General features: G+C 66.8%; 23 protein-coding genes and 1 pseudogene. 5 read left to right on the top strand and 19 right to left on the bottom strand.

Translation table 11 applies throughout. The features are described 5' to 3' along the window. Positions 1–73: 73 nt before the first annotated feature. The 12 genes and pseudogenes from CDN36_RS21765 to CDN36_RS21710 all read right to left on the bottom strand — a co-directional run. Positions 74–484, bottom strand: a pseudogene (locus CDN36_RS21765) (extracellular solute-binding protein); the annotation flags it as partial. A gap of 40 nt (positions 485–524) precedes the next feature. Continuing rightward, the gene (locus tag CDN36_RS21760; protein WP_287497887.1) at positions 525–1,619 is read right to left on the bottom strand and encodes an ABC transporter ATP-binding protein; all 1,095 of its coding nucleotides are present in this window, start codon (positions 1,617–1,619) and stop codon (positions 525–527) included. Between the two features lie 147 nt (positions 1,620–1,766). Then, positions 1,767–2,636, bottom strand: a complete 870-nt coding sequence (locus CDN36_RS21755) for an alpha/beta hydrolase (protein WP_287497886.1) — start codon at positions 2,634–2,636, stop codon at positions 1,767–1,769. 2 nt (positions 2,637–2,638) lie between these two features. After that, positions 2,639–3,520: a DUF4118 domain-containing protein gene (locus CDN36_RS21750; protein ID WP_150557304.1), complete on the bottom strand. Its 882-nt coding sequence runs from the start codon at positions 3,518–3,520 to the stop codon at positions 2,639–2,641. Between the two features lie 352 nt (positions 3,521–3,872). Next, positions 3,873–4,691, bottom strand: coding sequence for a M55 family metallopeptidase (locus tag CDN36_RS21745; RefSeq protein ID WP_287497885.1), 819 nt, complete (start codon positions 4,689–4,691; stop codon positions 3,873–3,875). 25 nt (positions 4,692–4,716) lie between these two features. Next, positions 4,717–5,841: a DmpA family aminopeptidase gene (locus CDN36_RS21740; RefSeq protein ID WP_287497884.1), complete on the bottom strand. Its 1,125-nt coding sequence runs from the start codon at positions 5,839–5,841 to the stop codon at positions 4,717–4,719. 24 nt (positions 5,842–5,865) lie between these two features. Continuing rightward, the gene (gsiD, locus tag CDN36_RS21735; RefSeq protein WP_287497883.1) at positions 5,866–6,774 is read right to left on the bottom strand and encodes a glutathione ABC transporter permease GsiD; all 909 of its coding nucleotides are present in this window, start codon (positions 6,772–6,774) and stop codon (positions 5,866–5,868) included. Between the two features lie 10 nt (positions 6,775–6,784). Next, the gene (gene gsiC / locus CDN36_RS21730; protein WP_287497882.1) at positions 6,785–7,705 is read right to left on the bottom strand and encodes a glutathione ABC transporter permease GsiC; all 921 of its coding nucleotides are present in this window, start codon (positions 7,703–7,705) and stop codon (positions 6,785–6,787) included. Between the two features lie 120 nt (positions 7,706–7,825). Next, positions 7,826–9,385, bottom strand: a complete 1,560-nt coding sequence (gene gsiB / locus CDN36_RS21725; RefSeq protein WP_287497881.1) for a glutathione ABC transporter substrate-binding protein GsiB — start codon at positions 9,383–9,385, stop codon at positions 7,826–7,828. Between the two features lie 140 nt (positions 9,386–9,525). Continuing rightward, positions 9,526–11,412, bottom strand: a complete 1,887-nt coding sequence (locus CDN36_RS21720; RefSeq protein WP_287497880.1) for a dipeptide ABC transporter ATP-binding protein — start codon at positions 11,410–11,412, stop codon at positions 9,526–9,528. A 79-nt stretch (positions 11,413–11,491) separates the two neighbouring features. Beyond that, positions 11,492–12,448 carry an isoaspartyl peptidase/L-asparaginase family protein gene (locus CDN36_RS21715; protein WP_287497879.1) on the bottom strand — a complete coding sequence of 319 codons (957 nt, stop codon included), beginning with the start codon at positions 12,446–12,448 and terminating at the stop codon, positions 11,492–11,494. Continuing rightward, positions 12,445–13,431, bottom strand: coding sequence for a MurR/RpiR family transcriptional regulator (locus tag CDN36_RS21710; protein WP_150557311.1), 987 nt, complete (start codon positions 13,429–13,431; stop codon positions 12,445–12,447). The genes CDN36_RS21715 and CDN36_RS21710 overlap by 4 nt, the downstream gene beginning before the upstream one ends. A 462-nt stretch (positions 13,432–13,893) precedes the next feature. Between CDN36_RS21710 and CDN36_RS21705 the strand changes: the two genes are divergently transcribed. Then, positions 13,894–14,457 (top strand): hypothetical protein, encoded by a 564-nt coding sequence (locus CDN36_RS21705; protein WP_287497878.1) that lies wholly within the window; start codon positions 13,894–13,896, stop codon positions 14,455–14,457. Here CDN36_RS21705 and CDN36_RS21700 read toward each other — a convergent pair. The 3 genes from CDN36_RS21700 to CDN36_RS21690 all read right to left on the bottom strand — a co-directional run bounded on the left by CDN36_RS21700 (position 14,431) and on the right by CDN36_RS21690 (position 17,626). After that, a complete protein-coding gene (locus CDN36_RS21700; RefSeq protein ID WP_150557313.1) occupies positions 14,431–14,988 on the bottom strand; it encodes a YggT family protein in 558 nt (185 codons plus the stop codon). The two genes, CDN36_RS21705 and CDN36_RS21700, sit on opposite strands and share 27 nt — an antisense overlap. Positions 14,989–15,052: 64 nt before the next feature. Next, on the bottom strand, positions 15,053–16,273 hold the full coding sequence (locus tag CDN36_RS21695) for an enoyl-CoA hydratase/isomerase family protein (RefSeq protein ID WP_353846877.1): 1,221 nt from the start codon (positions 16,271–16,273) through the stop codon (positions 15,053–15,055). A 219-nt stretch (positions 16,274–16,492) separates the two neighbouring features. After that, a complete protein-coding gene (locus CDN36_RS21690) occupies positions 16,493–17,626 on the bottom strand; it encodes an acyl-CoA dehydrogenase family protein (RefSeq protein ID WP_287497877.1) in 1,134 nt (377 codons plus the stop codon). Between the two features lie 436 nt (positions 17,627–18,062). On the opposite strand from CDN36_RS21690, the gene CDN36_RS21685 reads away from it, so the two are divergent. The 3 genes from CDN36_RS21685 (at position 18,063) to CDN36_RS21675 (ending at position 21,900) form a co-directional block, all read left to right on the top strand. Further along, the gene (locus CDN36_RS21685) at positions 18,063–19,742 is read left to right on the top strand and encodes an acyl-CoA synthetase (RefSeq protein WP_287497876.1); all 1,680 of its coding nucleotides are present in this window, start codon (positions 18,063–18,065) and stop codon (positions 19,740–19,742) included. Between the two features lie 237 nt (positions 19,743–19,979). Next, on the top strand, positions 19,980–20,747 hold the full coding sequence (locus CDN36_RS21680) for an SDR family NAD(P)-dependent oxidoreductase (RefSeq protein WP_287497875.1): 768 nt from the start codon (positions 19,980–19,982) through the stop codon (positions 20,745–20,747). Between the two features lie 142 nt (positions 20,748–20,889). Next, positions 20,890–21,900: an AraC family transcriptional regulator gene (locus CDN36_RS21675; RefSeq protein WP_287497874.1), complete on the top strand. Its 1,011-nt coding sequence runs from the start codon at positions 20,890–20,892 to the stop codon at positions 21,898–21,900. Here CDN36_RS21675 and CDN36_RS21670 read toward each other — a convergent pair. Together CDN36_RS21670 and CDN36_RS21665 are read right to left on the bottom strand one after the other, a co-directional pair. Further along, the gene (locus CDN36_RS21670; protein WP_287497873.1) at positions 21,882–22,088 is read right to left on the bottom strand and encodes a hypothetical protein; all 207 of its coding nucleotides are present in this window, start codon (positions 22,086–22,088) and stop codon (positions 21,882–21,884) included. The genes CDN36_RS21675 and CDN36_RS21670 overlap by 19 nt on opposite strands. A 67-nt stretch (positions 22,089–22,155) precedes the next feature. Next, positions 22,156–22,971 (bottom strand): IclR family transcriptional regulator, encoded by an 816-nt coding sequence (locus CDN36_RS21665; RefSeq protein ID WP_150557318.1) that lies wholly within the window; start codon positions 22,969–22,971, stop codon positions 22,156–22,158. Positions 22,972–23,697: 726 nt separating this feature from the next. On the opposite strand from CDN36_RS21665, the gene CDN36_RS21660 reads away from it, so the two are divergent. Beyond that, the gene (locus tag CDN36_RS21660; RefSeq protein ID WP_024788698.1) at positions 23,698–24,093 is read left to right on the top strand and encodes a transposase; all 396 of its coding nucleotides are present in this window, start codon (positions 23,698–23,700) and stop codon (positions 24,091–24,093) included. A gap of 145 nt (positions 24,094–24,238) precedes the next feature. Here the strand turns inward: CDN36_RS21660 and CDN36_RS21655 are convergent, their stop codons facing one another. Continuing rightward, positions 24,239–25,342, bottom strand: a complete 1,104-nt coding sequence (locus tag CDN36_RS21655) for an NAD(P)/FAD-dependent oxidoreductase (protein WP_287497872.1) — start codon at positions 25,340–25,342, stop codon at positions 24,239–24,241. A gap of 158 nt (positions 25,343–25,500) precedes the next feature. Further along, positions 25,501–26,011, bottom strand: a 511-nt coding sequence (locus CDN36_RS21650) for an electron transfer flavoprotein subunit alpha/FixB family protein (protein WP_287497871.1), incomplete at its 5' end; no start/stop codon positions are given.

Here is a 26,011-nt window from a genome sequence, read left to right as displayed (position 1 = left end):
ATCTCATGTCGGTTGCTTGCATGAATCCGAGTTGAGGGTGGTGCAGAAAATTTCAAGTGCGCAAGGGCCGGATCAATAGCGCCGGGTAGAAGCCGTCAAGCCACTGCTTGTCGGCCGGCGTGCTGGCAATGCTGTCGATGGGCACCACGGCGTCCTCGTCGATCAGCGTGAAGACGTCGGCGGCGGCCAACACGGCCACCTGTGGCGGCGTGCCGGCCTTGGCGGCGGTCAGCGCCTTGACGACGGAATCCTGATAGGTGCCGGCGTACACCGGTTTCACCTTGATGGAAGGATGCGCCTTCTCGAAGTCCGCCACCAGATCGTTGATGATCTTCGTCACCGGACCGCCCACGGCCACCGGATAGTAGAACGTGAGCTCGACCGGCTTTTGCTGGGCCATCGCCGGGCCCGCCAGCCCCGTCAGACCGTTCAGTGCCAGCGCGGCCGCGCCGGCCGCAAACGTTTTCATCATCGTGCGTCGCATGTCGCTAGGTTCCCCATGTCAGCGTGGTGATAGATGTGTGCTAGGCCGCCATCGGGTCGGCGGCAGCCGGCTCGGCCGGCAAGCGCGCGCCCGAGGCGGCATCGAACAGGTGCTGGTCGGCGCGGTCCCATTGCAGGCCGATGGGCTCGCCCCGCGCGAACGGCCGATGCCCCGGCACGCGCGTGGCGATTTCGCCCGCGTCGCCGAGCGTGCAGGCCACGAGCGTGTCCGCCCCCAGATACTCGACGGCGCCGACCGTCGCGAGCACCGCGCCGGCCGAGCCCGGCGGCACCGCGCGCACATGCTCCGGACGCAGGCCGAGCAGCGCGGCGTCGCGCGCGCCTGCTACGGCGAGCGCGGGGCCGGTCTGGCCGGCGGGCACGAGCGCGTCGCCGTGCCGCACGAGACGCAGCAATTGCATGGGCGGCGTGCCGATGAAGCTCGCGGCGAACGGCGTGGCAGGCGCGGCGTAAAGCGTATGGGGCGCGCCCCACTGTTCGATGCGACCATTGCGCAGGAGCACGACCTGATCGGCCATGCTCATCGCCTCGGTCTGATCATGCGTGACGTACACGAGCGTCATGCCGAGCTGCCGTTGCAGCGCGCGGATTTCGCGACGCATCTCCTGGCGCAGTTGCGCGTCGAGGTTCGAGAGCGGTTCGTCCATCAGGCAGACCGACGTCTCGGCGATCACGGCGCGACCAAGCGCCACGCGCTGCTGCTGCCCGCCGGAGAGCTGCGACGGCTTGCGCTCCAGATACGGCTCGAGTCCGAGCAGCGACGCCACGCGCGCCAGACGCCGCGGGTAGTCGCGCGCGGGCTCGCCGCGCACGCGAAGGCCGAACAGCAGGTTCTCGCGCACCGACAGATGTGGGAACAGCGCGTATGACTGGAACACCATGGAGAGCCTGCGGCGCGCGGGCGGCAGCTCGGTCACGTCGACGCCGCCGAGCACGATGCGACCGCTCGTCGGCGTCTCGAGCCCGGCGATCATGCGCAGCAACGTGGACTTGCCGCAGCCTGACGGACCGAGCAGCACGACGAGGGAGCCGGCGTCGGCGGAAAAACTCACGTCGGCCAGCGCGAGCGTATTGCCCCACTGCTTGCTGACGGAATCGATGACGAGCGATGACATGGCCGGAGATGCGCAGCGCCGCCCCGCCTTGCGTGCGAGCGGCTGGATCGGAAAACCCCGACCATAACCGGCCAGCGATGGCAGTTTGATGACATCTCGCGAGGTTCACACTGGCGCCGCCCGCCCGGGCAGGCCGCTCGCCGGATCTCAGGCGGCTGCCTGGCGGCGTCTGGCGCGCAGCAGCGCCTTGGAAATGATGCGTGTCTCGGAGCTCGCCGCGCCGGTGCGGCGCGCCACGGCGTCGCGAAAGAAACGCCGCGTCTCGTCGGCGACGGTCTCGCGCTCGTTGTCCATCGTGAGAATGTGATAGCTCTCGCCGAGCAGGCATTTCTGCTTCACTGCGGACGACACGCCGTTGTAGACCAGGCGCGCGTTATGCGGGCTCGACGTATCATCGTCGACCGCGTGAATGACGAGGCAATCGGCCGTCACCCGCCCGAGGCGCTCGCGCACGTGAGCCGCCAGACGCCGCGCATTGTAGAGATGGGCGAGCGGCAGCGAGGCGGCGCCGACCTCGGAGGCGTCGTGCTCGGACATCGACTTGGCCACGCGCGCGCGCAGCGCTTCGTTCTTCAGGCCGAACGGCGCCTTCTCCTGATAGCGATAGCGATTGCGCAGCGGCGTGTGATAGACGAGATCGATGAGCGGGTAATACCAGGGAATGGTCCAGCCGTCATACACCAGCGTGACCGCGAGCAGCGAAAGCGCCGTCACGTCCGGCTCCTCCTGGGCGACGGCGAGACTCAGCGTCGCGCCCATGCTCAGCCCGCACACCGACACGGTGACGTGCGTGTCGCGAAGCTCGCGATACTTCGCGCGCGCGGCGGCGATCCACGCGCGCCAGTTCGTGCATGGCGTACCGAGCCCATAGCCCTCGATGTGCGGCACGCACACGGTGTATCCGTCGCGATGCAGCGCCTTGGCGACCGGGCGCATTTCGAGCGGCGTACTCGACAGTCCCGGCAGCAACAGCACGGCATGCGAGCCGCCCTTGTAGAAAATCGATTCCTGAAACATGCTCAAACTCCGCCCGAGACGATCGGCGCCTCGCTGACTTCTCCCGCGTTCGCCGCCGGCGCGAGCGTATGCAACGGCGTGACCGGACGCACCGTCGGCCCGGCATGCAGACGCAAGATGACATAGGTGCCGACGTGCGCGCGGAAATACTGCAACTCGCAATGAAACACCTCGTAGCCGCCTTCGCGCGTGCGGATGCGCAGGTTGTGCGCGCCGTGCTGCGGACGCTCGCCGTCCGCGCTGAAGAGTCCCGCCAGGCGCGCCGCGTCCTCGGGATGCAGCAGCGCGCGCAGTCCGTCGCGCTTGACGACCTCGGGCGTGACGCCGGTCGCGCGGCGGAAATGCTCGTCGACGAACTCGTAATGCGTGGCCGGGTTGGCCAGATAGAAGATGGTGTCGAGGTGCTTCGTCAGATAGGTCATCAGCGCGTTGCCGAGCTGGACCGAATCGGACAGCACCATGCGTTCGTTCTCCGCGCGCAGCAACATGTCGTAGCGCGTCTGCGCGACTTCGGCAATCAGCTCGGCGCGATACTGCGCACGGCGCAGGCGCTCGATGAGCACGACCGCGAGCGGGGTGATCGTCAGGAATCCGGTCACGATCATGACGTCGCGCCGGTCGAGCATGGCGATGTCGCGAAACGGCGGCACGAAGAAGAAATCGAAGATCGGGATGCTGATGAGCATTGCCATGATGGCCGGCCCCAGCCCCCAGGTGAACTCGACGATGATGACCGCGCAGGCGAAGAACACGCCCGGCATGGCATGATCGAGCACCGGGTGCATCAGGCTGCGTAGAAGAAACGCAGCAAATACCACCATTAACGCGCCGACGTAGCGTTTGGCGCCGGGCTCCGCCCAACGTCGGGCGTTTCTGATTTCCATGATTCCCCGCCGGGAGCTGCCCGGCGCTCAATAATCCGAGGATGCCGTCGGGACGACGGTGTGGCTGTTACAAAATATTACGGATTATCGCACGCCGCTTGCGGGCCACCTGATCCGGCAAACCCTGACGCAGTGGCTTCCCGGCAACATGGCGAGGACGGCGCGCGAAGGGAGCGCGAAGGGAGCACGAAGGGAGCACGAACGGAGCGCGAACGGCGCCGGTGCCCGGCCCGCGGCATGGTGCTCGGCAGGCGTACTGCGGCCCGAATGTCGGCTCGCAGGCGGGCGAAAACCCTGAAAACCCATGGAATACAAGGACTTGCCGCGAGCACCGGTGGGTTTCGCGGGGTGCTCAGCGCAGCATGAAGGACATGGCGGACAGACAGTTCAGGACGCGCACGGCCGCCTCGACGCTCGCCGCCTCGTACTGCAACGTCACGCCATCCACGCGCTCGAGCGTCGGCCACTGGCAGAACAGGTCGGCGAGCGCCGTGGTCTGCGCCTGCAAGCGCACCTCCACGGGGGTCGGCACCACATACGGATGCCACTTGCGCGGGTCCGACAGCGACTCCTTCGCCGCCTCGCGGATCAGATCGCACGACTGACTCGGGGTGAGCGTCATGCCGCTGCCCTGCCCCCAGGCCGCCTTCGTCTGCACGAAGCGGGCATGCGGGAAAATCAGTTGCGTCTCCTCACAGAAGACGTCGTCGCCGCTGGCCATGACCACCGGCACGCCGCGCTCGCCGGCAAGCGCGCCGTAGAGCATGGCCTCGCTCGCCTCCGCGCCGCCCAGCCACACGCGGGCAAAGGCAAAGCTGTTGATGGTGTGCGCGAGGATGCCCGCGCTTTGCGCCTTGCCGTGATAGCCGATCATGAAAACCGCATCGCAGCCGGCCTCCACGCCCGAGACCATGCCGAGATAGCGCGGCTTGCCCAGCACGATGCGCGCCCGCGGATCGAGTTCGTCGGGCAACAGATTGCGAAAGCCGCCATGCGAGTCGTTGACCATGACTTCGGTGGCCCCGCCCGCGAAGGCGCCCTCGACGGCCGCGTTGGCTTCGCGCGTCATCCAGCGGCGGGCGCGTTCGTATTCGCCGTTGCCAGCGCGGGTCTGTTCGGCGTGAAAGACGCCCGCGACGCCTTCGATATCGGCGGAGATCAGGATTCGCATGATGTCGACATGTCCGGTGACAGGCTTACAGCGCGGCCCAGTCGGGCAGCACGTCCGCGAGTGCGCGGCGCACATGGCCGTCGCGCCCCAGCACGGATTCGGCCGCAAAGAGCGCGTGCAGGATCGCCTGCTCGGTGGCGTCCGCCGTAGCCTGGAAAATGGGGTCGAGCAGGGCATCGGGAACGAGCGCCGCCGGCGCCACGCGGCCCTGCGCGTCGTAAGGCACCGTATATCCGGTCGTGAACGCCAGCGCGACGTCGCCGCTGCCGTGACCGTACACGGAGCCGGTGCGTGCCAGTCCCGCGCCGGTGCGCGCGGCAACGCGGCGCAACTGACGCGCATCGAGGGGCGCGTCGGTGGCAACCAGCATGATGATCGAGCCGCGCTCGGGTGCGGCGCTCTGCTCGGGTTGCGCGAGCCGCGCGTCGAGCACAGGCCCGACATGGCGCCCCGCAATGACCAGCTGCGACGGCCGGCCGAAGTTCGACAGCACCAGTACGCCAACGGTAAAGGTCGCCCCGGCCGTCTCGACGATGCGCGAGGCCGAACCGATGCCACCCTTGAGCCCGAAGCTCGACATGCCGCGGCCTGCGCCGACCGCGCCCTGCGCGAAATCCGGCGAGGCTTGCGCGAGCGCCTGCGCGTAGTGCGCCTCGTTGACGCCGAATGCCTGCATGTCGTTCAGGTAGCCGTCGTTGCATTCGAACACGGCGGGATTGAGCGACGCGCCTGCGCGCCCGATGTCCGGATTCGCCGCGATGGCCGCGCGCAGTTGCGCGAGCACCACATGGCTCACGGAGAACGTGTTGGTGAGCGCGATAGGGGTCTCGACGACGCCCAGCTCGTCGATCTGCATCAGGCCGACGCTCTTGCCGAAGCCGTTGATCACCGCCGCGGCGGCGGGCACCTTGGCGCGAAACGGGTCCCAGTGCGCGGCCGGTCCGGTGGCCGCGGCCGTGGCGCTTGCCGCCGGGCTCGGGCATACCACGCTCACCCCCGTTTGCAGGGGGCCGTCCGCGAGCGTCGCATGGCCCACGTAGACGCCGGGCACGTCCGAGATCGCGTGACGCGGCCCGGCGGGCAGCAGCCCCACGTAGGGGGCGCCGAACAGAGCTTCGCGAGGGTCCGACGTAGGCGTCATGGCTTGCATCCGCCGCGGGGCGCGGCAGTTCCGTCAATGCCGGTCGAGTTTCGGATCGAGCGCGTCGCGCAGGCCGTCGCCCAGCAGGTTGAAGGCGAGCACGGTCAGGAAAATGGCCAGGCTCGGGAAGATGGCGATATGCGGGGCGTTGACCATGTCGGCGCGCGCTTCGTTGAGCATGGCGCCCCACTCGGGCGTGGGCGGCTGCGCGCCCAGACCGAGGAACGACAGGCTGGCGGCCGTGATGATCGACGTCCCGATACGCATGGAGAAGTACACCACAATCGACGAGACCGTGCCCGGCAGGATGTGACGCATGATGATCGTCCAGTCCGACGCCCCGATCGAGCGCGCCGCTTCGATATACGTCATGTGCTTGAGCACGAGCGTGTTGCCGCGCACCAGGCGCGCGAAAGCCGGTATCGAGAAGATGGCCACGGCCACGATCACGTTGATCATGCCGTTGCCCAGCACGGCCACCACGCCGATGGCGAGCAGGATGCCCGGGAAAGCGAACAGCACGTCGGAGATGCGCATGACGATGCGATCCCACCAGCCTTCGTAATAGCCCGCGAGCAGCCCGAGCACGGTGCCGACCACGGCCCCGAGTGCGACCGAGCCGAAGCCGGCGGCAAGCGAGATGCGCGTGCCGGCGAGCACGCGGCTGAAAATGTCGCGCCCGAGCGAATCGACGCCGAACCAGTGCTTCGCGGACGGCCCCGCGTTCAGGGCGTCGTAGTCGAAGAAGTTCTCCGGATCGAACGGCACGAGGTGGGGCGCGAGGATCGCGATGACGACCAGCGCCAGCACGAACACGCCGGCCACGAGGGCGATGTGCTGCTTCTTGAACTTGCGCCAGAACTCGCGCCACGGCGTGCGCACGCGATGGTTGCCGACGGAAGCCGCCGCAGGGGCGGCCGTGGTAGGTTGACCCGCGTTCATCGTGCGTGCCTCACTTGTAGCGAATGGTCGGGTTGATGACGGCATAAAGCACGTCGACCACGAGGTTGATCAGAATGAACTCGAGCGAGAACAACAGCACCAGCGCCTGAATCACCGGGTAGTCGCGCATCTCGACCGAATCGACCAGCAGGCGTCCGAGCCCCGGCCAGTTGAACACCACCTCGACGACGATCGAGCCGCCGAGCAGAAAACCGAACTGCAGCCCCATCATGGTGACGACGGGGATCATGGCGTTGCGAAGCGCGTGCTTGAACACCACGCGCATTTCGTTGAGGCCCTTCGCACGCGCCGTGCGCACGAAGTCCTCGTGCAGCACCTCGACGAAGGCCGAGCGCGTGAAGCGCGCCATGACGGCCGCGACGGCCGCGCCCAGGGTGATCGACGGCAGGATGTAGCTCTTCCAGGAATCGGCGCCCATCGTGGGCAGCCAGCCGAGCTGCACCGAGAAGACCTGCATGAGCAGCATGCCCATGGCGAATGCCGGGAACGAGATGCCCGAGACCGCCAGCGTCATGCCGAGCCGGTCGGGCCATTGATTGCGCCACACGGCGGATGCCACGCCGAGCGCCATGCCGATGATCACCGACCAGACCATGCTCACCACCGTGAGCCACAGTGTGGGCATGAAGCGGCTGCCGATCTCCGCCGAGACCGGTTGCTTGCTGCGCATCGACAGCCCGAAATCGCCGCGCACCGCATGCGTGATGAAGTGCGTGAACTGCGAGAGCAGCGGCTTGTCCAGCCCGAGATCCTGGCGCACCAGCGCCACGGTTGCCTCGTCCGCCTGCGGACCCGCGGCCAGACGCGCCGGGTCACCCGGCAACATATGCACGAAGCCGAACACCAGCACTGCCACGATCAGCAGCGTGGGGATCAGGCCGAGCAGGCGTTTGAGAGAGTAAGTGAGCATCGCAATCTTGCCGAACGTCTTGCCAAACCAGGTCTTGCGGCGCGGCCCTCGGGCCGCGCCGGAATCCGCGCCCCCGCCGTGAAGGCGGCGGCGCGGGCCCCGCACACCGCGCGGCGGTGCTTACTTCATCGAGATGTCGGTGAAGTTGAACGAGCCGTCAGGCATCGTGTACACGCCCGACAGGTTCTTGTTGCGCGCATACAGCAGCTTTTCCGTCACGAGGAACGCCCACGGCGCATCGTTCCAGATCTTCTGCTGCGCGTCCGTGTAGAGCTTGGTCTTCTCGGCGCGATCGGTGGTGAGCAGCGCCTTGCTGAAGTCCGCGTCCACGGCATCGTTCTTGTAATACGCGGTGTTGAAAAGCTTCGGCGGGAACGACTCCGAGGACAGCAGCGGACGCAGCGCCCAGTCGGCCTCGCCCGTCGACGACGACCAGCCCACGTAGTACATACGCACGGGCGCCTTGTCGGGATCGGGCGCCGACTCGACCAGCTCGACGCGTTGGCCGGCTTCGAGCGCACGCACCTGCGCCTTGATGCCGACTTGCGCGAGCTGCTGCTGCACGAACTGGATCACCTTCTGTGCCGTGGTGTACGTATAGGCCGACCACAGCGTGGTCTCGAACCCGTTCGGGTAGCCGGCCTCCTTGAGCAGTTCCTTGGCCTTGGTCGGGTTGTACGGCCAAGGGCCGGTCTTGGTCGCGTAGTCCACGCCCTTGGGCACGACGCCATCGGCTGGCGTGGCGTAGCCCGAGAACGCCACCTTCACGAGCGCTTCCTTGTTGATGGCGTAGTTGATCGCCTGGCGCACGCGCACGTCGTCGAACGGCTTTTGCTTCGTGTTGAAGCTGATGTAGCGCTGGATGATCGACGGGCCGGCGATCACGTCCACCTTGCCGCTGGCCTTGAGGCCTTCGGCCTGCTCATAAGGCACCGGGAAGGCGAAACCTGCTTCGCCCGTCTGCATGACGGCCGCGCGTGTGTTGTTGTCGACCACCGGCTTGAACGTGATGGTGTCGACCTTCGGATAGCCCTTCTTCCAGTAGCCGTCGAATTTTTTCACCTTGACGTGATCGGTGCGGTTCCACTCGACGAATTCGAACGGGCCCGTGCCCACCGGGTGCGCGGCGATGTCCTTGCCGTACTTCTTGAGCGCCTCGGGCGAGATGATGACGGCCGAGGGGTGCGCCAGCGTGTTGATGAACGGCGAGAACGGCTCCTTGAGCGTGAACTTTACCGTGTGCGGATCGACCACTTCCGTCTTGGCGATTTCCTTGTACAGGTTGTAGCGCTTGAGCTTGTTCTCCGGGTTCGTCACGCGGTCGAAGTTCGCCTTGACGGCGGCGGCATCGAAGTTCGTGCCGTCCTGGAACTTCACGCCGGACTTGAGCTTGATCGTGTACACGAGCCCGTCGGGCGAGACCGTGTAGCTCTCGGCCAGCACGTTGATGAGCTTCATGTCCTTGTCGAAACCGAACATGCCCTCATAGAACGACTTGGCCACGGCTTGCGACAGCGTGTCGTTCGCATCGTATGGGTCCATCGTCGTGAAGGTCGATTGCACGGCCATCACGACATCCTTGGCGGCAAACGCCGGGGCGGCGCCGAGCACGGCGCAGGCCACGGCGGCGGACGCGAACGCGGTTTTCCAGCGAGCGGCCAACAAAGCGTTTTTCGACATCTGTCTTTCTCCTTCTGGTCTGACGGGGTCGCCGCGGGCGAGTCAGTGACTGCGTCCCTTGGCGGGCAATTTTGACGACGACTGCAACTGCGGGGTACTGCCTTGGCTGCCGGATGTGCCGGGGCCCGGCCCCGGCAAATTCAATATGCGCCGGCCACGCGGTGACGCGCCACGAAGTGTCCGGCGCCGACTTCCACCAGCGGCTGCACTTGCGGTTCGTCGCCGATCGCGCGAATGGGGCTCGGAATTTCCTCCGTGAGCAACTCGCGCTTGGCGTGGCGGCGCGCCGGATCGGCGATCGGCACCGCCGACATGAGTTTCTTCGTGTACGGATGCTGCGGATTCTCGAAGATCGCTCGGCGCGGCCCGATCTCGACGATCTGGCCGAGATACATCACCGCCACGCGGTGGCTGATACGCTCCACCACGGCCATGTCGTGCGAGATGAACAGGAATGCAATGCCGAACTCCTTCTGCAGGTCGAGCATCAAGTTGATGATCTGCGCCTGCACGGAGACGTCGAGGGCCGAGACGGATTCATCCGCGATCACGACCTTCGGCTTGAGCGCCAGTGCGCGCGCGATCGCGATACGCTGGCGCTGGCCGCCGGAGAATTCATGCGGATAACGCTGCGCGTAATCGGCCGGCAGGCCCACGCGCTCGAGCAACTCGGCCACGCGCTTTTCGGCCTCGGCGCCACTCGCCACGCCGTGCACCAGCAGCGGCTCCATGATCGAGAAGCCTACCGTCAGGCGCGGATCGAGCGAGGCGAACGGATCCTGGAAGATGAACTGGATGTCGCGGCGCAGCGTTTGCAGCGCGCGGCCCGCAAGGTCGTGAATCGGCCGGCCGGCGAATTCGATCGAGCCGCCCTGGCTCGCCACGAGCCGCAGCAGCGCGCGTCCGGTCGTGGACTTGCCGCAGCCCGACTCGCCCACCAGGCCGAGCGTTTCCCCCGGATACAGTTCGAAACTCACGCGCTCGACGGCGTGTACGCGCTGCTTTACGCGCCCGAAGAAGCCCGACGGCACGTCAAAGCGCGCCACGAGATCCTTCACGCGCAGGATGGGGCCGGCGTCGGTCCTGACCGTCGGCTGCGGGGTTTCGGGGGCCGGCATGGCATCGGCCGGGGCGTCGTAGCGCAGCAGCGGAAAGCGGGCGGGCAAGTCGGTGCCCTGCATCGAGCCCAGGCGCGGCACGGCCGAGAGCAGCGCCTGCGTGTAGCGCTCGCGCGGCGCGTGGAAAATCGCCTGCGACGGGCCTTCCTCGATCTGATCGCCCCGGTGCATCACGAGCACGCGGTCGGCCACCTCCGCGACCACGCCCATGTCGTGCGTGATGAACACCACGCCCATTTTCATTTCATCCTGCAGCGCGCGGATCAGTTGCAGGATCTGCGCCTGAATCGTCACGTCCAGCGCGGTGGTCGGCTCGTCTGCGATCAGGAGGCCAGGCTTGCACGAGAGCGCCATGGCGATCATCACGCGCTGGCGCATGCCGCCCGAGAGCTGGTGGGGGAAACGGCCGAGCACGCGCCGCGCCTCGGGAATGCGGACCAGCTCGAGCATGCGCAGCGCTTCGGCGCGTGCCGCGGTGGCGTCCTTGCCCTGATGCAGGCGAATCGACTCGGCGATCTGCTCGCCCACCGGGAACACCGGGTTGAGCGAGGTCATCGGCTCCTGGAAGATCATCGCCATGTCCGCGCCGCGGATGCCGCGCATGGTGCCGGCGCTCGCGCGGGTGAGATCCACCAGCGTGCCGTTGCGCCGGCGCAGCACCATCGAGCCCTGCGTGATGCGCCCGCCGCCGTTCTCGACCAGACGCATGGCGGCCAGCGAGGTCACCGACTTGCCCGAGCCGGATTCGCCCACGATAGCCAGCGTCTCGCCACGGTCGACGTGGAAGCTCAGGTCGCGCACGGCCGTGACCACGCGCTCGGACGTCGCGAACTGCACGGTAAGGCCGCTCACGGCGAGCACGCGCTCGTCGGGCAACGAAATCGTCGGGGTTGTCTTACGCTCTGCCACGCCTGTCCTCACTCGTCTTCTCTTGCTGAACCCGGTCCCGATGCGCGCGCGGCCGGTTGGTGTCCCGGGCGCGCCGCGTTCATTCGTGGATGGCCGTCACGGGCGTCTCGCCCACGCGCGCCACGCCGCGATACATCCCTTCGGTATTGAACGGCAACGCCACGTTGCCCTGCGCGTCCACGGCGATGAGACCGCCCCGGCCCTGCACGCGCGGCAGACGCTCGCGGATCACACGCTCGGCGGCGTCGGCCAGCGACAGGCCGGCGTAGGCCATGAGGGCGCCCACTTCGTAGCAGGCGACCGTGCGGATGAACGCTTCGCCAGTGCCGGTGGCCGACACGGCGGCCGTGGCGTCGTTGGCGTAGCAGCCCGCGCCGATGAGGGGCGAGTCGCCAACGCGCCCCACGGCCTTGTTCGTCATCCCGCCGGTGGACGTGGCCGCTGCGACGTGACCGCCGACGTCGCACGCCACGGCACCGACCGTGCCGAACTTCGTGTCCGGATCGATCGGCGCCTTCTTGAGCGGAAAGTCATGATCGAGCGCGACGGCCGCCTCGGACAGCGCGCGCTGCCACTGGGCGTACCGGGCTTGCGTGTAGAAATAAGCGGGATCGACCAGCGCCGCGCCATGGGCCGCGGCGAACGCCTCGGCGCCCTCGCCCACGAGCAGCACGTGCGGGCTGCGCTCGAGCACGGCGCGTGCGGCCAGAATCGGATTGCGCACGCGGTGCACGCAGGCAATGGCGCCGGCGTCGAGCGTGGCGCCGTCCATGATGGCGGCGTCCAGCTCGTGCGTGCCTTCGTGAGTGAAAACGGCGCCGCGGCCGGCGTTAAAGCGCGGGCAATCCTCGAGATGGCGCACGGCTTCGGTCACGGCGTCCAAGGCCGAGCCACCCGACGCGAGCACCGCCTGGCCGGCGCGCAGCACGTCCGCCAGCGCTTCGTGATAGGCCTTGACCTCCTCGGGCGACGTGTCGCGGCTGATGGTGCCGGCACCACCGTGAATGGCGATGACCGCGCGTTGTGCATGACTCATGAGGCTTTGTCCTTTCTGTCCTGATTGCCGGGCGCGACGCGCGAGGCGGCGGCCGGGTTCGGTGCGACCTGCGCCACGGCGCTCGCCGAGCCCACGGGTGCGAGGGACGCGGAGTCGAGCCACGGCAACAGGAAATCGGTCAGCTCGGTTGCCCGGTCGACGGCGTGTTTGGCGCGTTGCGCGACGGCGTCGCACAGTGCGTCGATCATGGCGAGCACACTCGCTTCGGAGTTGCTCGACAGGCGCGGCTTGCTGCGAACGAAGATCACGATGTCGCCCAGCGGCGCCAACGGCGAGGTCGGGCTGTCGGTGAGCACCAGCACCGGCACGCCGCGACCGCGCAAGCGGCGGCACAGCGTAATGGTGTCGGAGACATAGCGCGGGAAGGCGAGCGCAATGACGAGATCGCCTTCGCGCAGCTTGAAGAGCTGGCGCGCCGCATGCGTGGAACCGCCCGCCCCGACCACGGCCTGCACGTTCTCGCAATACGGATCGAGGCCGTGATGAAGCAGCCCGGCGAGATAGCCGCTGGCGCCGAGCCCGACCACGTAGATGCGGTGCGCGTGCAGGATCGCGTCGACGGCGCGCTCGCAGGTGCCGGCGTCGAGCGAGCGACGCGTCCAGTCGAGGTTCTCCATCGCCTGGGCCAGCGATGCGGCCATCACGTCGGCACTGGCGCTCGCCTGCGCCTTGCTCGTGCGCAGACTCTCGATGGGAGCGAGCGTCGCCTCGAAGCCGCGCACCATTGCGGCACGGCACTGCGGATAACCGTCAAAGCCCAGCGCACGGGCGAAGCGATTGACCGTGGCGAGCGACACGCCGACTGCATTCGCGAACTCGTCGATACGCATGGTCGCCGCGCGGAACGTGTTCTCGAGCACGAACGCCGCCATGCGCTGCTGCGCTGGCGTGAGATCGGGCATGGCACGCACGATGCGCTCGGTGAGCGGCAAGTCGGCGGGCAACGATTCGGCGTGGATCATGAATGCAGGCAATCCTTCGGAGTGGAGGAAAGTATATTTTCATCGCCACCCCGTCAAAAGAAAAAAAATAGTTCAAATGGCGCCAGAGCGCGTGCGACAGCCTCGCACCCTCCTTGCAAACCCTGTCAAAACAAGGGGGAAGGGCCGCCTTGATACGTAAAATACGGGCATACTAGGGGAAACCCGAATGCACGAACTTGCCGGGCGCTAGGCAATCCGATGTCTGGAGTGCGGCAAAGACGACGCAGCGCCCGTATTGACCTTGTCGGCTTTGTCTTTCCCGCCCCGCCGCGTGCGTGGTGGGGCCGCAAATCTCACGCAACAGATTCACAGGACAGTCGTGTGACCGCCTGGGGAGGCTTGGTCGGAGGCGAGTCGTAACGTGCAGTCAACATGGCGTAGTGGTGGGCGAACATGTGCCCGCTACGCTGACGTGAAGCATTCGCCTCGAGGAGCAAGACCATGCTGAGCCCGCATGAAATCGCCACGCTGCTGTTGGCGGCCGCATCCCTGGGACCCATCGACGCCGACGCGCTCGAACGGCCCGATCTCGCCGCGCTGGAACAGGCGCGCCTCGTCCATGTAGCGGTCAACGAAGGCCAAGCCAGAGTGACAGTGACCGAGGACGGTCATCGCGTGCTGCGCCGCTTGGGGCTCGCGCCTTCGACAGGAGGACGCAAAGGTGTGTCGCGGTCGACGCCGGTGGCCGCGCAGCGCGCGGTGACGAACGAGACAATTGCGGTGGGCCAGCGTCCCGGTGCAAAGGAAGTCGCCGCGGATGGCAGCGAGGACCGCGAGAAACGCAGCGATCGCGATGCTCTCGTCGCCCGCTATCGCGGCGATGGTCATGTCGGCCATGCCGGCCACGCCGGCCATGGGGCTCGCGATCTCGGTGCTGCCGCTGCCGCCGGGCACGGTGACGAGGCCGTGGCACGGCAGGCAGCGTCGCCGCCTGCCGGCTCGGGCGATCGGATGGATCGGACGGATCGGCTGAGCCGATCAGAGCATCGCGAAGAAGAGGCTTAAGCGAGCCAGCACAATCAACAGAATCTGCATCAGAACGAACAGTGCCAGCGGCGAGAGGTCGAAGCCGCCGAGCATTGGGATCACGCGGCGCAGCGGACGCAGCAGCGGGTCGAGCAGATGTTGGAGAATCGGCATCGCCGTGGCACGCGGGTTCACCCAGGACAGCACCGCCATGAGCAGCGTGAGCCACATGACCAGGTTGGCCCCCCATTTCGCGACCAGCACGAGCGCGACGAGCAAGCCACGCGGGAATACCGTGACCGGCGACACCCCGACCACCGCCGTGATCAGCACCAGATAAACGACGGCGCACAGCCAGGCGCCGACCACGCACGCCCAGTCGATGCCGCCGACGCCCGGCAGGACGCGCCGCAACGGCAGCACGATCCAGTTGGTGAACTGGAAAATCCCTTGTGAGAGCGGATTACGCGGCGGCAGGCGTGTCATCTGCATCCACACGCGAAGTAACAGCAAGGCGCCGAATAGCGAGAAAACGAGGTCTAGCAGCAGACGGGCAATTTCGACGAGCATCTGGACTCCAACGGATTGTGCGGTCCCCCGCAAAACCGGCATTGTCGCATGCGTTTGCCCGAGTTCAATCGTCTCCCAACGCTTTGAGTGGATGCGCGTCGTCCGGCCACGGCGAGACGAAGAAGGCATCGACCTGCGCTGCCGGCACGTCGTCGAGCGTGGCATAACGCCAGCGCGGCTGTTTGTCCTTGTCGATCAGCAGCGCGCGCACGCCCTCGACAAAGTCTCCCGATGCGAATACGTGGTGGCCGAGCCCCAGTTCCATCCGAAAGGCATCGGCCAGATCGAGGCGTCGCCCCTTCTGCAGTTGCCGGTCGGTCACCCACAGGCTGAGCGGCGAGCGCTGCCGCAGCAGCGCGAGCGTGTCGGCCGCCCAAGGCGTATGCACGTCCTGGGCGAGCGACGCCACGATGGCCGACACGTCGAGGGCGCTGAAGTGCCTGTCGAGCGTCGCGCGGACCTGGGCAAGCGGAGCGTTGTCCGCCCAAGTGCGGCCCAATGGCAGAATGGCCGCGCGCAGGGCGCCAAGAAGATGCGTCGGGTCCGCGGCCCCGCCTGGCGCCCTCCGCGCGCCCGACCGGGCCGGCCCTCCCTCCCGGTCTTTGCCTGCCACGGCCGCCGACCAGTCGTATTCGCGCAACATGCGCCTGAATCGCTCGGGGGCGTCGCCCTCGAGCCAGACGTCGGCCAGGCCGCAGTACAGCGCATCGGCGGCGGTGAGGGTAGCGCCGGACAACCCGAGGTAGCGGGCCAGCGTGGGCGCCAGATGGCCCAGGAACCAGCTTGCGCCGACATCCGGAAACAGCCCGATGCCCGTTTCCGGCATTGCCAGACGCGTGCGATCCGTCACGATCCGCAGGCCTGCGCCTTGTGCTACGCCCATGCCGCCACCCATCACGATGCCGTCAAGCAGCGCGATGTATGGCTTCGGATAGCGGTGGATCAGGTAGTCCAGGCGGTATTCGTCGACGAAGAACGCCTGATGCGCGGTCGCGTTGTTCACGCGGCTGTCGTACAGTGCGCGCACGTCCCCGCCCGCGCAGAACGCCTTTTCGCCCGCGCCTTCGATGAGCACGGCATGCACGGCGGGATCGACGGCCCAGGCGTTGAGCTGCGTCCACATTGCACGCACCATGCCGTGCGTGATCGCGTTGAGTGCGCGCGGCCGGTTCAGCGTGATCACGCCGAAGCCGTTGACCACCTCGAACAACACTTCGTCCTGGGCCCGAACCGCGCCATCCTGCAAATTCCCTTCCTCCTCCACTTCAGCCCCCACTTCGGTCACTACTTCGGTCCCTACTTCGGCCCCCACTTCGGTCACTACTTCGGCCCCCCATTGCGGCCCGCACTTCGGCCCCCACGTCGGCCCGCACTTCGGCCCCCACGTCGGCCCGCACTTCGGCCCCCACTTCGCACTCCGCCAGCCGGCCGTGCCCGTTCCCGTCTCACCGGCCGGTGCGCCCCGCCGGCGCGCCCTGCCGGCGCGCAACGCCGCGGCGGCGCCTCACTCCAGTGCGCGGGCGATCACCTGACGCTGAATCTCGCTGGTGCCCTCGTAGATTTGCGTGATGCGGGCGTCCCGATAATGCCGCTCGACCGGATAGTCCTGCAGATAGCCGTATCCGCCGTGGATCTGGATCGCGTGCGAGCACACCCACTCGGCCAGCTCGGATGTGAAGAGTTTCGCCTGCGACGCCTCCGACAGGCACGGCAAGCCCTGCGTGCGCAACGCCGCCGCGTGCAGGATCAGGAAGCGCGCCGCGTTGATGCGCGTGCTCATGTCCGCCAGCATGTTCGCAATGCTCTGATGCTCGCGAATCGGCTTGCCGAACTGCTGGCGCTCGCTCGAATAGCGCAGTGCGGCTTCGAACGCCGCGCGCGCGACACCGAGGGCGAGCGCCGCGATGCCGATGCGCCCGCCTTCCAGATTGGACAGCGCGATCTTGAGCCCCTGCCCTGGTTCGCCGAGCAGCGCGTCGTCGCCGACCTCGCAGTCGACCAACGTGATCGGGCATGTGTCGGACGCCCGAATGCCCAGCTTGTGCTCGGGGGGACCGACTTCAAATCCCTTGGTGTTCGTCGGGACGATGAATGCCGAGATGCCGCGCTTGCCCGCCGAGGGGTCGGTCACCGCGAACACGATCGCGAGTGCCGCGCGCTTGCCGTTCGTCACGAACTGCTTGCTGCCGTTGAGCACCCATTTATCGCCGCGGCGCTCCGCACGCGTGCGCAGGTTGTGTGCTTCGGAACCGGCCTGCGGCTCGGTCAGACAGAAGGCGCCGATCTTGCGACCAGCAGCCAGGTCCGGCAGCCAGCGCTCACGCTGCGCCTGCGTGCCGAATTTCAGAATCGGCGCGCAGCCGACGGAGTTGTGAACGGACATCATCGTGGCCGTGGAGGCGCAGCCCGCCGCGATTTCCTCCATGGCGAGCGCGTAGGCCGTGTAGTCCGTGTACGAGCCGCCGAACTCTTCCGGCACCATCATGCCGAGCAGACCCAATTCGCCCATCTGGGCGACCATGGCGTCGGGCAAGGCGCAATCCCGATCCCATTGTGCGGCGTTCGGAGCAAGCTGTTCGGTGGCGAACGCACGCGCCATGTCGCGGATCATGCGCTGGTCTTCGGTATAGAAATCCATGGTCTGTCTCCTGCGCCCTCGCGGGATCCGAACGGCCCGCTGGCGCCTGTCGTGTCGATGGGTCCAGTTTAGGGATCGCCGCGCTTTGGCACCATAGCCAAAAACAGCAAACTGGATGAGCGGAATTGCCATCGGAGACGTCCGATCGCCGCCTCGGACAACCCCGAATTTCCGCTTGCCGCGGCCGGTGCCCCGCCAGCCGGGGCGCGCCGGCGGACGTGGCGTCGGCCGGCCCGGGTGGATAAATCCATCACCCACTCTGACCCGTTTGGACATTGCCCGGCGCCGACAGGGCGCATTAGGATGAATTTCGCCATCGTCCCCGAGAGCGACGCGCCTGCCCAAGACAGCGCCCGGGGAAGCCGCAGCCGCCCGCCGAAGCCCCTTGCTCGTCGGCGCACCCTGCCGGCCCGCATTCGACTAAAGGAGACGACCCATGACTGTGGACTACGCCGACGCCTACCGGGCGTTCGATCTCGACGCAACCGTGCGTGCCACGCTTGCCGGCAATCTCGACGCAATGAACGCGTGCATCGAGTGTTGCGACCGCCACGCCCTTCCCGGCCGCATCGCGCTGTTCTGGGAAGGCAAGGAGGGGGCGAGCCAGACCTGGACGTATCGCCAGTTGCAAGAACTTTCCGCACGCTTTGCCAACTTTCTGCGGGAACAGGGCGTGCAACCCGGCGACCGCGTGAGCGGCCTGCTGCCGCGCACGCCCGAGTTGCTCGTGACGATTCTCGGCACATGGCGGGCGGGCGCTGTCTATCAACCGCTCTTCACCGCGTTCGGCCCGAAGGCAATCGAGCATCGCCTGCACAGCGCGCAGAGCAAGCTCGTGGTGACCGACGGCGCGAATCGCGCCAAGCTCGACGAAGTCGCCCATTGCCCGCCGGTGGCCACGGTCGGCGGTGCGCGCGGACAGGGCGTGCGGCGCGGCGACTTCAGCTTCTGGCATGAAGTCGAGGCCCACGGCGGGACGTTCGCGCCGGTGCTGCGACGCGGTGACGATCCGTTCCTCATGATGTTTACGTCGGGCACGACCGGGGCGGCAAAGCCGGTCATGGTGCCGCTGCGCGCGATCATGGCATTCGTTGGCTACATGCGCGACGCGGTCGACCTGCGTCCGAGCGACGCGTTCTGGAATATCGCGGATCCGGGCTGGGCCTATGGTCTCTACTATGCCGTGACGGGGCCGCTCGCGCTGGGCGTGCCCACCACGTTCTACGATGGCCCGTTCACCGTCGAGAGCACCTACCGCATCATCGGCAAGCTCGGCATCACGAACCTGGCCGGCTCGCCCACGGCATTCCGGCTCCTGATCGCCGGTGGGGACCGGGCAGCCGCGCCGGTGAAGGGACAGCTTCGCGCCGTGTCGAGTGCCGGAGAGCCGCTCAACCCCGAGGTCATCCGCTGGTTCGACGAGCATCTCGGCGTGACGATTCATGATCACTACGGACAGACCGAACTCGGCATGGTCGTGTGCAATCACCACGCGCTCGCGCACCCCGTGCAGGCGGGGGCGGCGGGCTTTGCTTCGCCCGGCCACCGCGTGGTCGTGCTCGACGACGAAGGTCGCGAGTGCCCCGTTGGCCAGCCGGGCGTGCTGGCGCTCGATCGCAAGCAGTCGCCGCTCATGTGGTTCACCGGCTACTGGGAGCGCGAGACGCCGGCATTCGTGGGCGACTACTACCTCTCGGGCGACACCGTCGAGCGCAACGAGGACGGCAGCATCAGCTTCGTGGGACGCAACGATGACGTGATCACCTCCGCCGGATACCGCATCGGCCCGTTCGATGTGGAGAGCGCGTTGATCGAGCATCCGGCGGTGATCGAAACGGCCGTGGTCGGCAAGCCCGACCCGGAGCGCACGGAGTTGGTGAAGGCGTTCGTCGTGCTGCATCCGCAGTTCGCACCGACCGAAGCGCTGGCGCGCGAGTTGCAGGAGCACGTGCGGCATCGTCTGTCCACGCACGCGTATCCGCGCGAGGTCGAGTTCGTCGCCGAACTGCCCAAGACCCCGAGCGGCAAGCTGCAACGCTTCATTCTTCGCAACCAGGAAATCGCCAAGGCGGCGCAGGCCTCGGCCGGCGCGTCGCGACCGGTCGGCACGGCCTGATCGACCGGTTCTCGGCCGAGACGTGCGAAGCGGCCCGGGCCGGCCCGGCCCGCGGGACAGGCTGATCCGGTAATCGCACGCTTGTGCAGCACGCTTACACAGCCATTTGCGCAGCCTACGCAGCCATTTACGCAGCCATTTGCGCAACGCGCTTACACAGCGCACTTACACAAAGCACTTACGCAGAGCATTTACGCAAACCATTTACGCAGCACACTTACACAGGAACCGCAGCCCATGCAAATCAAGGATCGTGTCTTTCTCGTGACCGGCGCATCGTCGGGTCTGGGCGCCGCCACTGCGCGCATGCTCGTCAATGCAGGCGGCAAGGTCGTGCTTGGCGACGTCAACGTGGACGCCGGCGCCAGACAGGCGGACGCACTGGGCGAAGCCGCCCGCTTCGTCGCGACCGACATCACCCGCGAGGACGACGTGCAGCGTCTGGTGGAAACGGCCACGCAAACCTTCGGGGGCCTGAACGGCGTGGTCAATTGCGCCGGGCTCGTCATTGGCGAGCGCATTCTCGGCAAACAAGGCCCGCACCGGCTCGACAGCTTCGCGCGAATCATCAACGTCAACCTGATCGGGACGTTCAACGTGCTGCGGATCGCCGCGGCGGCGATGGCCGGCGGCGAGGCCGACGCCGAGGGCGAGCGCGGCGTGGTCGTCAATACGGCGTCGGTCGCCGCCTTCGACGGACAGATCGGACAGGCGGCCTATGCGGCGTCCAAGGGCGGCGTCGCGGCCCTGACGCTGCCGGCGGCGCGCGAGCTCGCGCGCGTGGGCGTGCGCGTCGTCACGATCGCACCGGGCATTTTCGAGACGCCGATGATGGCTGGCATGACACCCGAGGTGCAGGCTGCGCTCGGTGCGTCAGTGCCCTTCCCGCCGCGGCTCGGCAGGCCGTCCGAGTACGCGGCGCTCGTGCGCCACATTGTCGAGAACGCGATGCTCAACGGAGAAGTCATCCGTCTCGATGGCGCGCTGCGCATGGCGCCGAAATAAGCCGGTCCAGCGCCGGCATCCGGCCTGGTGCGCGACATCGGAATACACCGAGTCCCCTTTCGGACGGGGCCGGAAGCGCCGGCGGGGGCCGCGCTGCTAGAATCCCTGCGTCCCCCTGCTACGGTATTCCGTTTCGCGACGCATGGAAAAAGGCAGCATCTCGATTCACTTCGTCATCAATGCCCTGGCACACGTCGAGCGGCTCGGCGGCAATGTCACGGCGCTGCTGCGGGCGGCCGACATCGCTCCCTCGTTGCTTGCGCATCCGCAGGCGCGGGTCTCATCCGACCGATACGCGAACTTGTGGCGGCTCATCAGTGTCGCGCTGGACGACGAGTTCTTCGGCCAGGATTCGCGGCGGATGAAAGTGGGCAGCTTCGCAATGCTGTGCCATAGCGTGATTTCGTGCCGCACGCTGGAGCACGCGCTGCAGCGCGCAACGCGCTTCATGGCGCTGCTGCTCGACGACTTGGAAATGCGCCTGGTTCGCGACGGGGACGTCGCGCGGCTCGAGGTTCATGAACGGGCCGATGCGCGCTCGCCGCGCATCTTCGGGCATGAAACGCTGCTCATTCTCTTCTATGCGCTGACGTGCTGGCTCATCGCACGACGCGTCACCTTGGGCGCGGCATATTTCGCTTATCCCGAGCCGGTCTACAGCGACGAGTACCGCACGATGTACGCGCCGCGTCTGATATTCGACGCGCCCCACACGGCGATCGAGTTCGATGCGTCGTGCCTGGACCTGCCCGTGGTCCAGGACGAAGTCACGGTGAAGGACTTCCTGCGGGCCGCGCCCGCCAACATCATTCTCAAGTACAAGAATACGAAGGGGATGGTGGCACGGGTGCGTCGTCGGCTCAAGACGATGCCCACCGATAGCTGGCCGGCGTTCGAGACGCTGGCGTGCGAGTTTCACACAACGCCGTCCACGCTGCGCCGGCGACTCGAAGACGAAGGCCAGTCTTACCAGTCGATCAAGGACCAGTTGCGACGCGACCTGGCGATCCACGCGCTGTGCCACACATCGAAGCCAATGCTGGAGATTGCGCTGTCATTGGGCTTCGCCGATCCGAGCGCGTTCTTTCGCGCGTTTCGCAAGTGGACCGGCGTGCGGCCCGGCGACTATCGGCGTCAGGCCGTGGAGGCCTGACGCGCCGTGCCGACGGTGACGCCGCGACGCGGCAGCCAGCCGCAGAGCAGGCCGCCGCAGACCACAACGATCCGGCGGTTGCGAAACAGCACGAGCAGCTTGCGCCACGGAAACTTCTGCCGTGCCTGCGGTACGGCCTTCGCCTCGAGCAGCGCGCCGCCGTTGCGGATGTTCGCGAGTTCTGCCACGTTGACCCGCTTGCACTTGTCCGGGTCGCGATAGCCGACAAAGCCGGCCCGTCAGGAGGGCAAACGCTTATTCCTGCGCGGCGAGCGCGTGAGCCGAACGCTCGGCGCGATAGTTGAGCTTGTGGGAGAGTTCGTCGGCGGCAGACACCACCTTCTCGACGATGCCGCTCCCGAGCAGATCCGCTTGCACGCGGGCTTGCGGAATCGTCACGCTGATTACCGCGACGATCTGGGCCCGATGGTTGCGCACCGGGGCGGCAATGGTCGAGATGTTTTGCTCGAAGAACGATTCGCTCATGCTGTAGCCACGGGCAATGTCCTCCTGCACAACCTTGTAGAGCGCGTCGACGGTCGTCGGCGTATGGGTCGTGAACGCCTCGAGCTTGCCCTCCGGATACCGTTGCTTGAGCGAGGCGAGCGAATAATCGCCGAGCAGAATGTGGCCGACGGCCGTCGCGTGCGCCGGCAAACGCGTACCGACACGCACCGTGCCGAACACCAGCTCGCGGCTCGCCGCCTTCGCGACGAAAACCGCGTCGCGCTGATCGAGAATCAGGATGTGGCTCGAGAAACCCGTCGCGTCGCGCAGTTTCTCGATGACCGGCGTGCCCAGATCCGTGAGCTCCAGCGAGTTCAGATACTCGAACCCCAGACGCAGCACCGCCACGCCGAGCCGGTAGTGGCGATCGTCGCCCGCCTTCTCGATGAAGCCCTCCGCTTCCAGCGTCTGCAACAGACGGAAAACCGTCGAGCGCGGAATACCGAGACGACGGGCCAGGTCGGCGCCCGCGAGTACCGGCTCGCGCGCAGAGAATGTCATGAGAATGCGAAGCCCGCGCTCGAGACCAGGAACGGAATACTTGTTGCCGCTGTCGTTGCTCATGCCGTGTGCGCACACTGGCGCCGACCGGCGGGCGGCGATTCCGCGCAGCCGATGGACGATGTCGATGGGAGGCGCACATTATAGGCTACGGCCCCGCCGCACGACCATGACGGTATCGCATGCCAGGACCAGGCCACTTTCTCACCGGACGATAACGGTTGCGCCTGCCCCCACTCGGGTTGCGCCCGTTCTCGCGGCGCGGTGCCCTATCGGGGCGCAGACCGGCACTCTTGTTGGGCGAGCAGCCTTCGGCCGGCGCCATGCACCGCAATGGGGGTAATTCCGAAGCGCGTCGACCCGCCGTTTTTGTCATCATTGCGGCTGCAAGCTTGACAAGCTGGCGCATGTGGAGCGAGACACCCTGACCAGAGCCGAGAACAACAAACGATCCGGACTGGCCAAAAGGCACGTATTCCTTTTCTCCTGACGCTTTTGCGATTGCCTATCCCAATAGCCACTCAGGAGCTGCGCCCACCTGCCAAGTGGGCGTTTTTTTTGCTGGTCAAACGCTCCCTTCGCAGTGTGGTCCGACCCGCCCGCGGCGTTCTTCACGAGAGAACCCGATGTCCTGGCATGCTTGTTGCTTGTGTTTCCAGCATCGGGGATCGACGCCGCCTTGGCCGAGTTTCGACGATAAGTACGCACCAGACTGCACCGGTTCGTGCGAGATCGCGGAATCCGGACTCGCCCCCTGCGGCGCCTCCGTTTGTTTTGGGTCGAGGTGTTATGTTTACTGAACTGAGCGACGTTGAATGGCACGCCCTGCGTGATCTGATTTGCGACCGACCGGTCCGTACGGAACGACGAGGCCGCCCTCAAGTCGAGCAGCGCACGCTGACCAATGCTGTCTTGTGGGTGCTGTTCACTGGCGAGAGCTGGTCCAAGCTGCCCATGCAGTACCCCTCCGTGCCGACTTGCCGCCGCAAGCTCAACGAATGGCGCGAATCGGGCATGCTCGATACGATTCTGAAACGCCTGCAACAATCCGGACGCGACATCAGCGCCTGCGCAGGCCAGATCAGCAAGCCGGCACGCAGCACGCCGTGCGGCGACACCGATCGCCTGCGGGGCGTGTTCTGGACGAACCCGGCTTCGTGGAAGCCCCCGGTAGCCGTCCGCTGAGCGGGCGTACTGACATCCGCCAGGGACGCAACGCGTCCCGCCCGGCAGGCATGCCGCGCATCGTTCGCGGCGCCGCCGGGCAGGCAACACGGGGTTAGCCAGATTGCAGTCGACGCGCGAGACGGGCCACCGGCCGCGTCTCGCGTCACAGCGCTGCGCGCACCGCTTCGGCAATGGCCAACGACGCCGTCAGGCCGGGCGACTCGATACCGAACAGGTTGACGAGCCCCGCGACGCCATGCACGGCCGGTCCATCGATACGGAAGTCGGCCGCCGGTTCTCCCGGGCCGCTGATCTTCGGCCGAATTCCCGCATACCCCGGCTGCAATGCGCCGTCCGCCAGCGTCGGCCAGTAGCGCCGCACCGCCTCGTAAAAACCGTCGCCATCGGACGGATTCACCGTGTAGTCGATGTCGTCGATCCACTCGACGTTGGGACCGAAGCGCGCTTGCCCGCCGAGATCGAGCGTCAGATGCACGCCAAGTCCGCCTGGCTCCGGCACGGGATAAATGAGGTGCGAGAACGGCGCGCGTTGCGTACAGCTGAAATAGCTGCCTTTCGCGTAGTAGCGCGGGGGAACATGCGCCGGCGCAAGCCCCTCGAATCGCCGGGCCAGATCGACGGCGTGGAGTCCGGCGCTGTTGACGACCGTTTTCGCGAGCAGCGTGGAGGTTTCGCCCTGGGTCTGGACGTCCAGTTCGATGCCGGCAGGTGAGCCGACACGCGCGCGCGTCACTCTCGACTCGAACGCCAGCATTGCGCCGTCGCGTTGCGCATCGCCGAGCAGGGCGAGCATCAGGCCATGACTGTCGACGATCCCCGTGGACGGTGAGAGCAGCGCGCCAAACGTGCGCAACGCGGGCTCACGCCGAGCGACCTCCGCGGCCGTGAGCCACTGGAGATCGTCCACGCCGCTCGCGCGCGCATTGGCGGCAATCGCTTCGAGTTCGTCGAGCTGATGGTCGTTCGTCGCCACGATGAGCTTGCCGCAGCGGCGATGCGCCACGCCGTGCGACACGCAGTATTCATATAGCCGGTGCTTGCCCTCCACGCACAGCGTGGCCTTGCGCGAGCCGGGGGGGTAGTAGATGCCACCGTGAATGACTTCGCTGTTGCGCGAACTCGTGCCGGTGCCAATCGCGCGCTCGGATTCCAGGATGATCACTTCCCGGCCGGCCTGCGCCAACGCCCGCGCGACGGCCAATCCCACGACACCCGCGCCGATCACGACGCAATCGACGTTGTCCATTGCTGTTCCTTGATTACCTTCCGATTCGCATGAGGACATCGATCGCACCCGGCTGCCCGGGCGCGCATCTCCCCATGCGGATCGGCTGCGGAGGGAACGCCCCCGCAGCTTCACTTCAATACGGCGCAACGTGGCGCAACATCGCGCCTGCCGAACGCTTACAGCGCGCTCGTCAGCTCCGGCACCACGGTAAACAGATCGCCCACCAGACCGTAGTCCGCCACCGAGAAGATCGGCGCTTCCGGATCCTTGTTGATCGCCACGATCACCTTCGAATCCTTCATCCCCGCCAGGTGCTGAATCGCCCCCGAAATCCCCACCGCGATGTACAACTGCGGCGCCACGATCTTGCCCGTCTGGCCCACCTGATAGTCGTTCGGCACGTAGCCCGCATCGACGGCCGCGCGCGAGGCCCCCAACGCCGCACCAAGCTTGTCCGCCAGCGGCTCGAGCACCTTCGTATAGTTCTCGCCGCTGCCCAGACCGCGACCGCCCGAGACGATGATCTTCGCGCTCGTGAGCTCCGGACGGTCCAGCTTCGTCACCTCCCGCCCCACGAACTGCGACACTCCCGCGTCGGGCGTGGCCGCCACCGTCTCCACCGCCGCGCTGCCGCCCGTGGCCGCCGCCGCGTCGAAGCCCGTCGCCCGCACCGTGATCACCTTCACC

Source organism: Pandoraea sp. CB10b_02, from assembly GCF_002216225.1.
In the GTDB taxonomy this organism is placed as follows: domain Bacteria; phylum Pseudomonadota; class Gammaproteobacteria; order Burkholderiales; family Burkholderiaceae; genus Pandoraea; species Pandoraea nosoerga.
The sequence above is the reverse complement of the archived record's forward strand: the minus strand, read 5'-3'. Positions and strand labels throughout refer to the sequence as shown.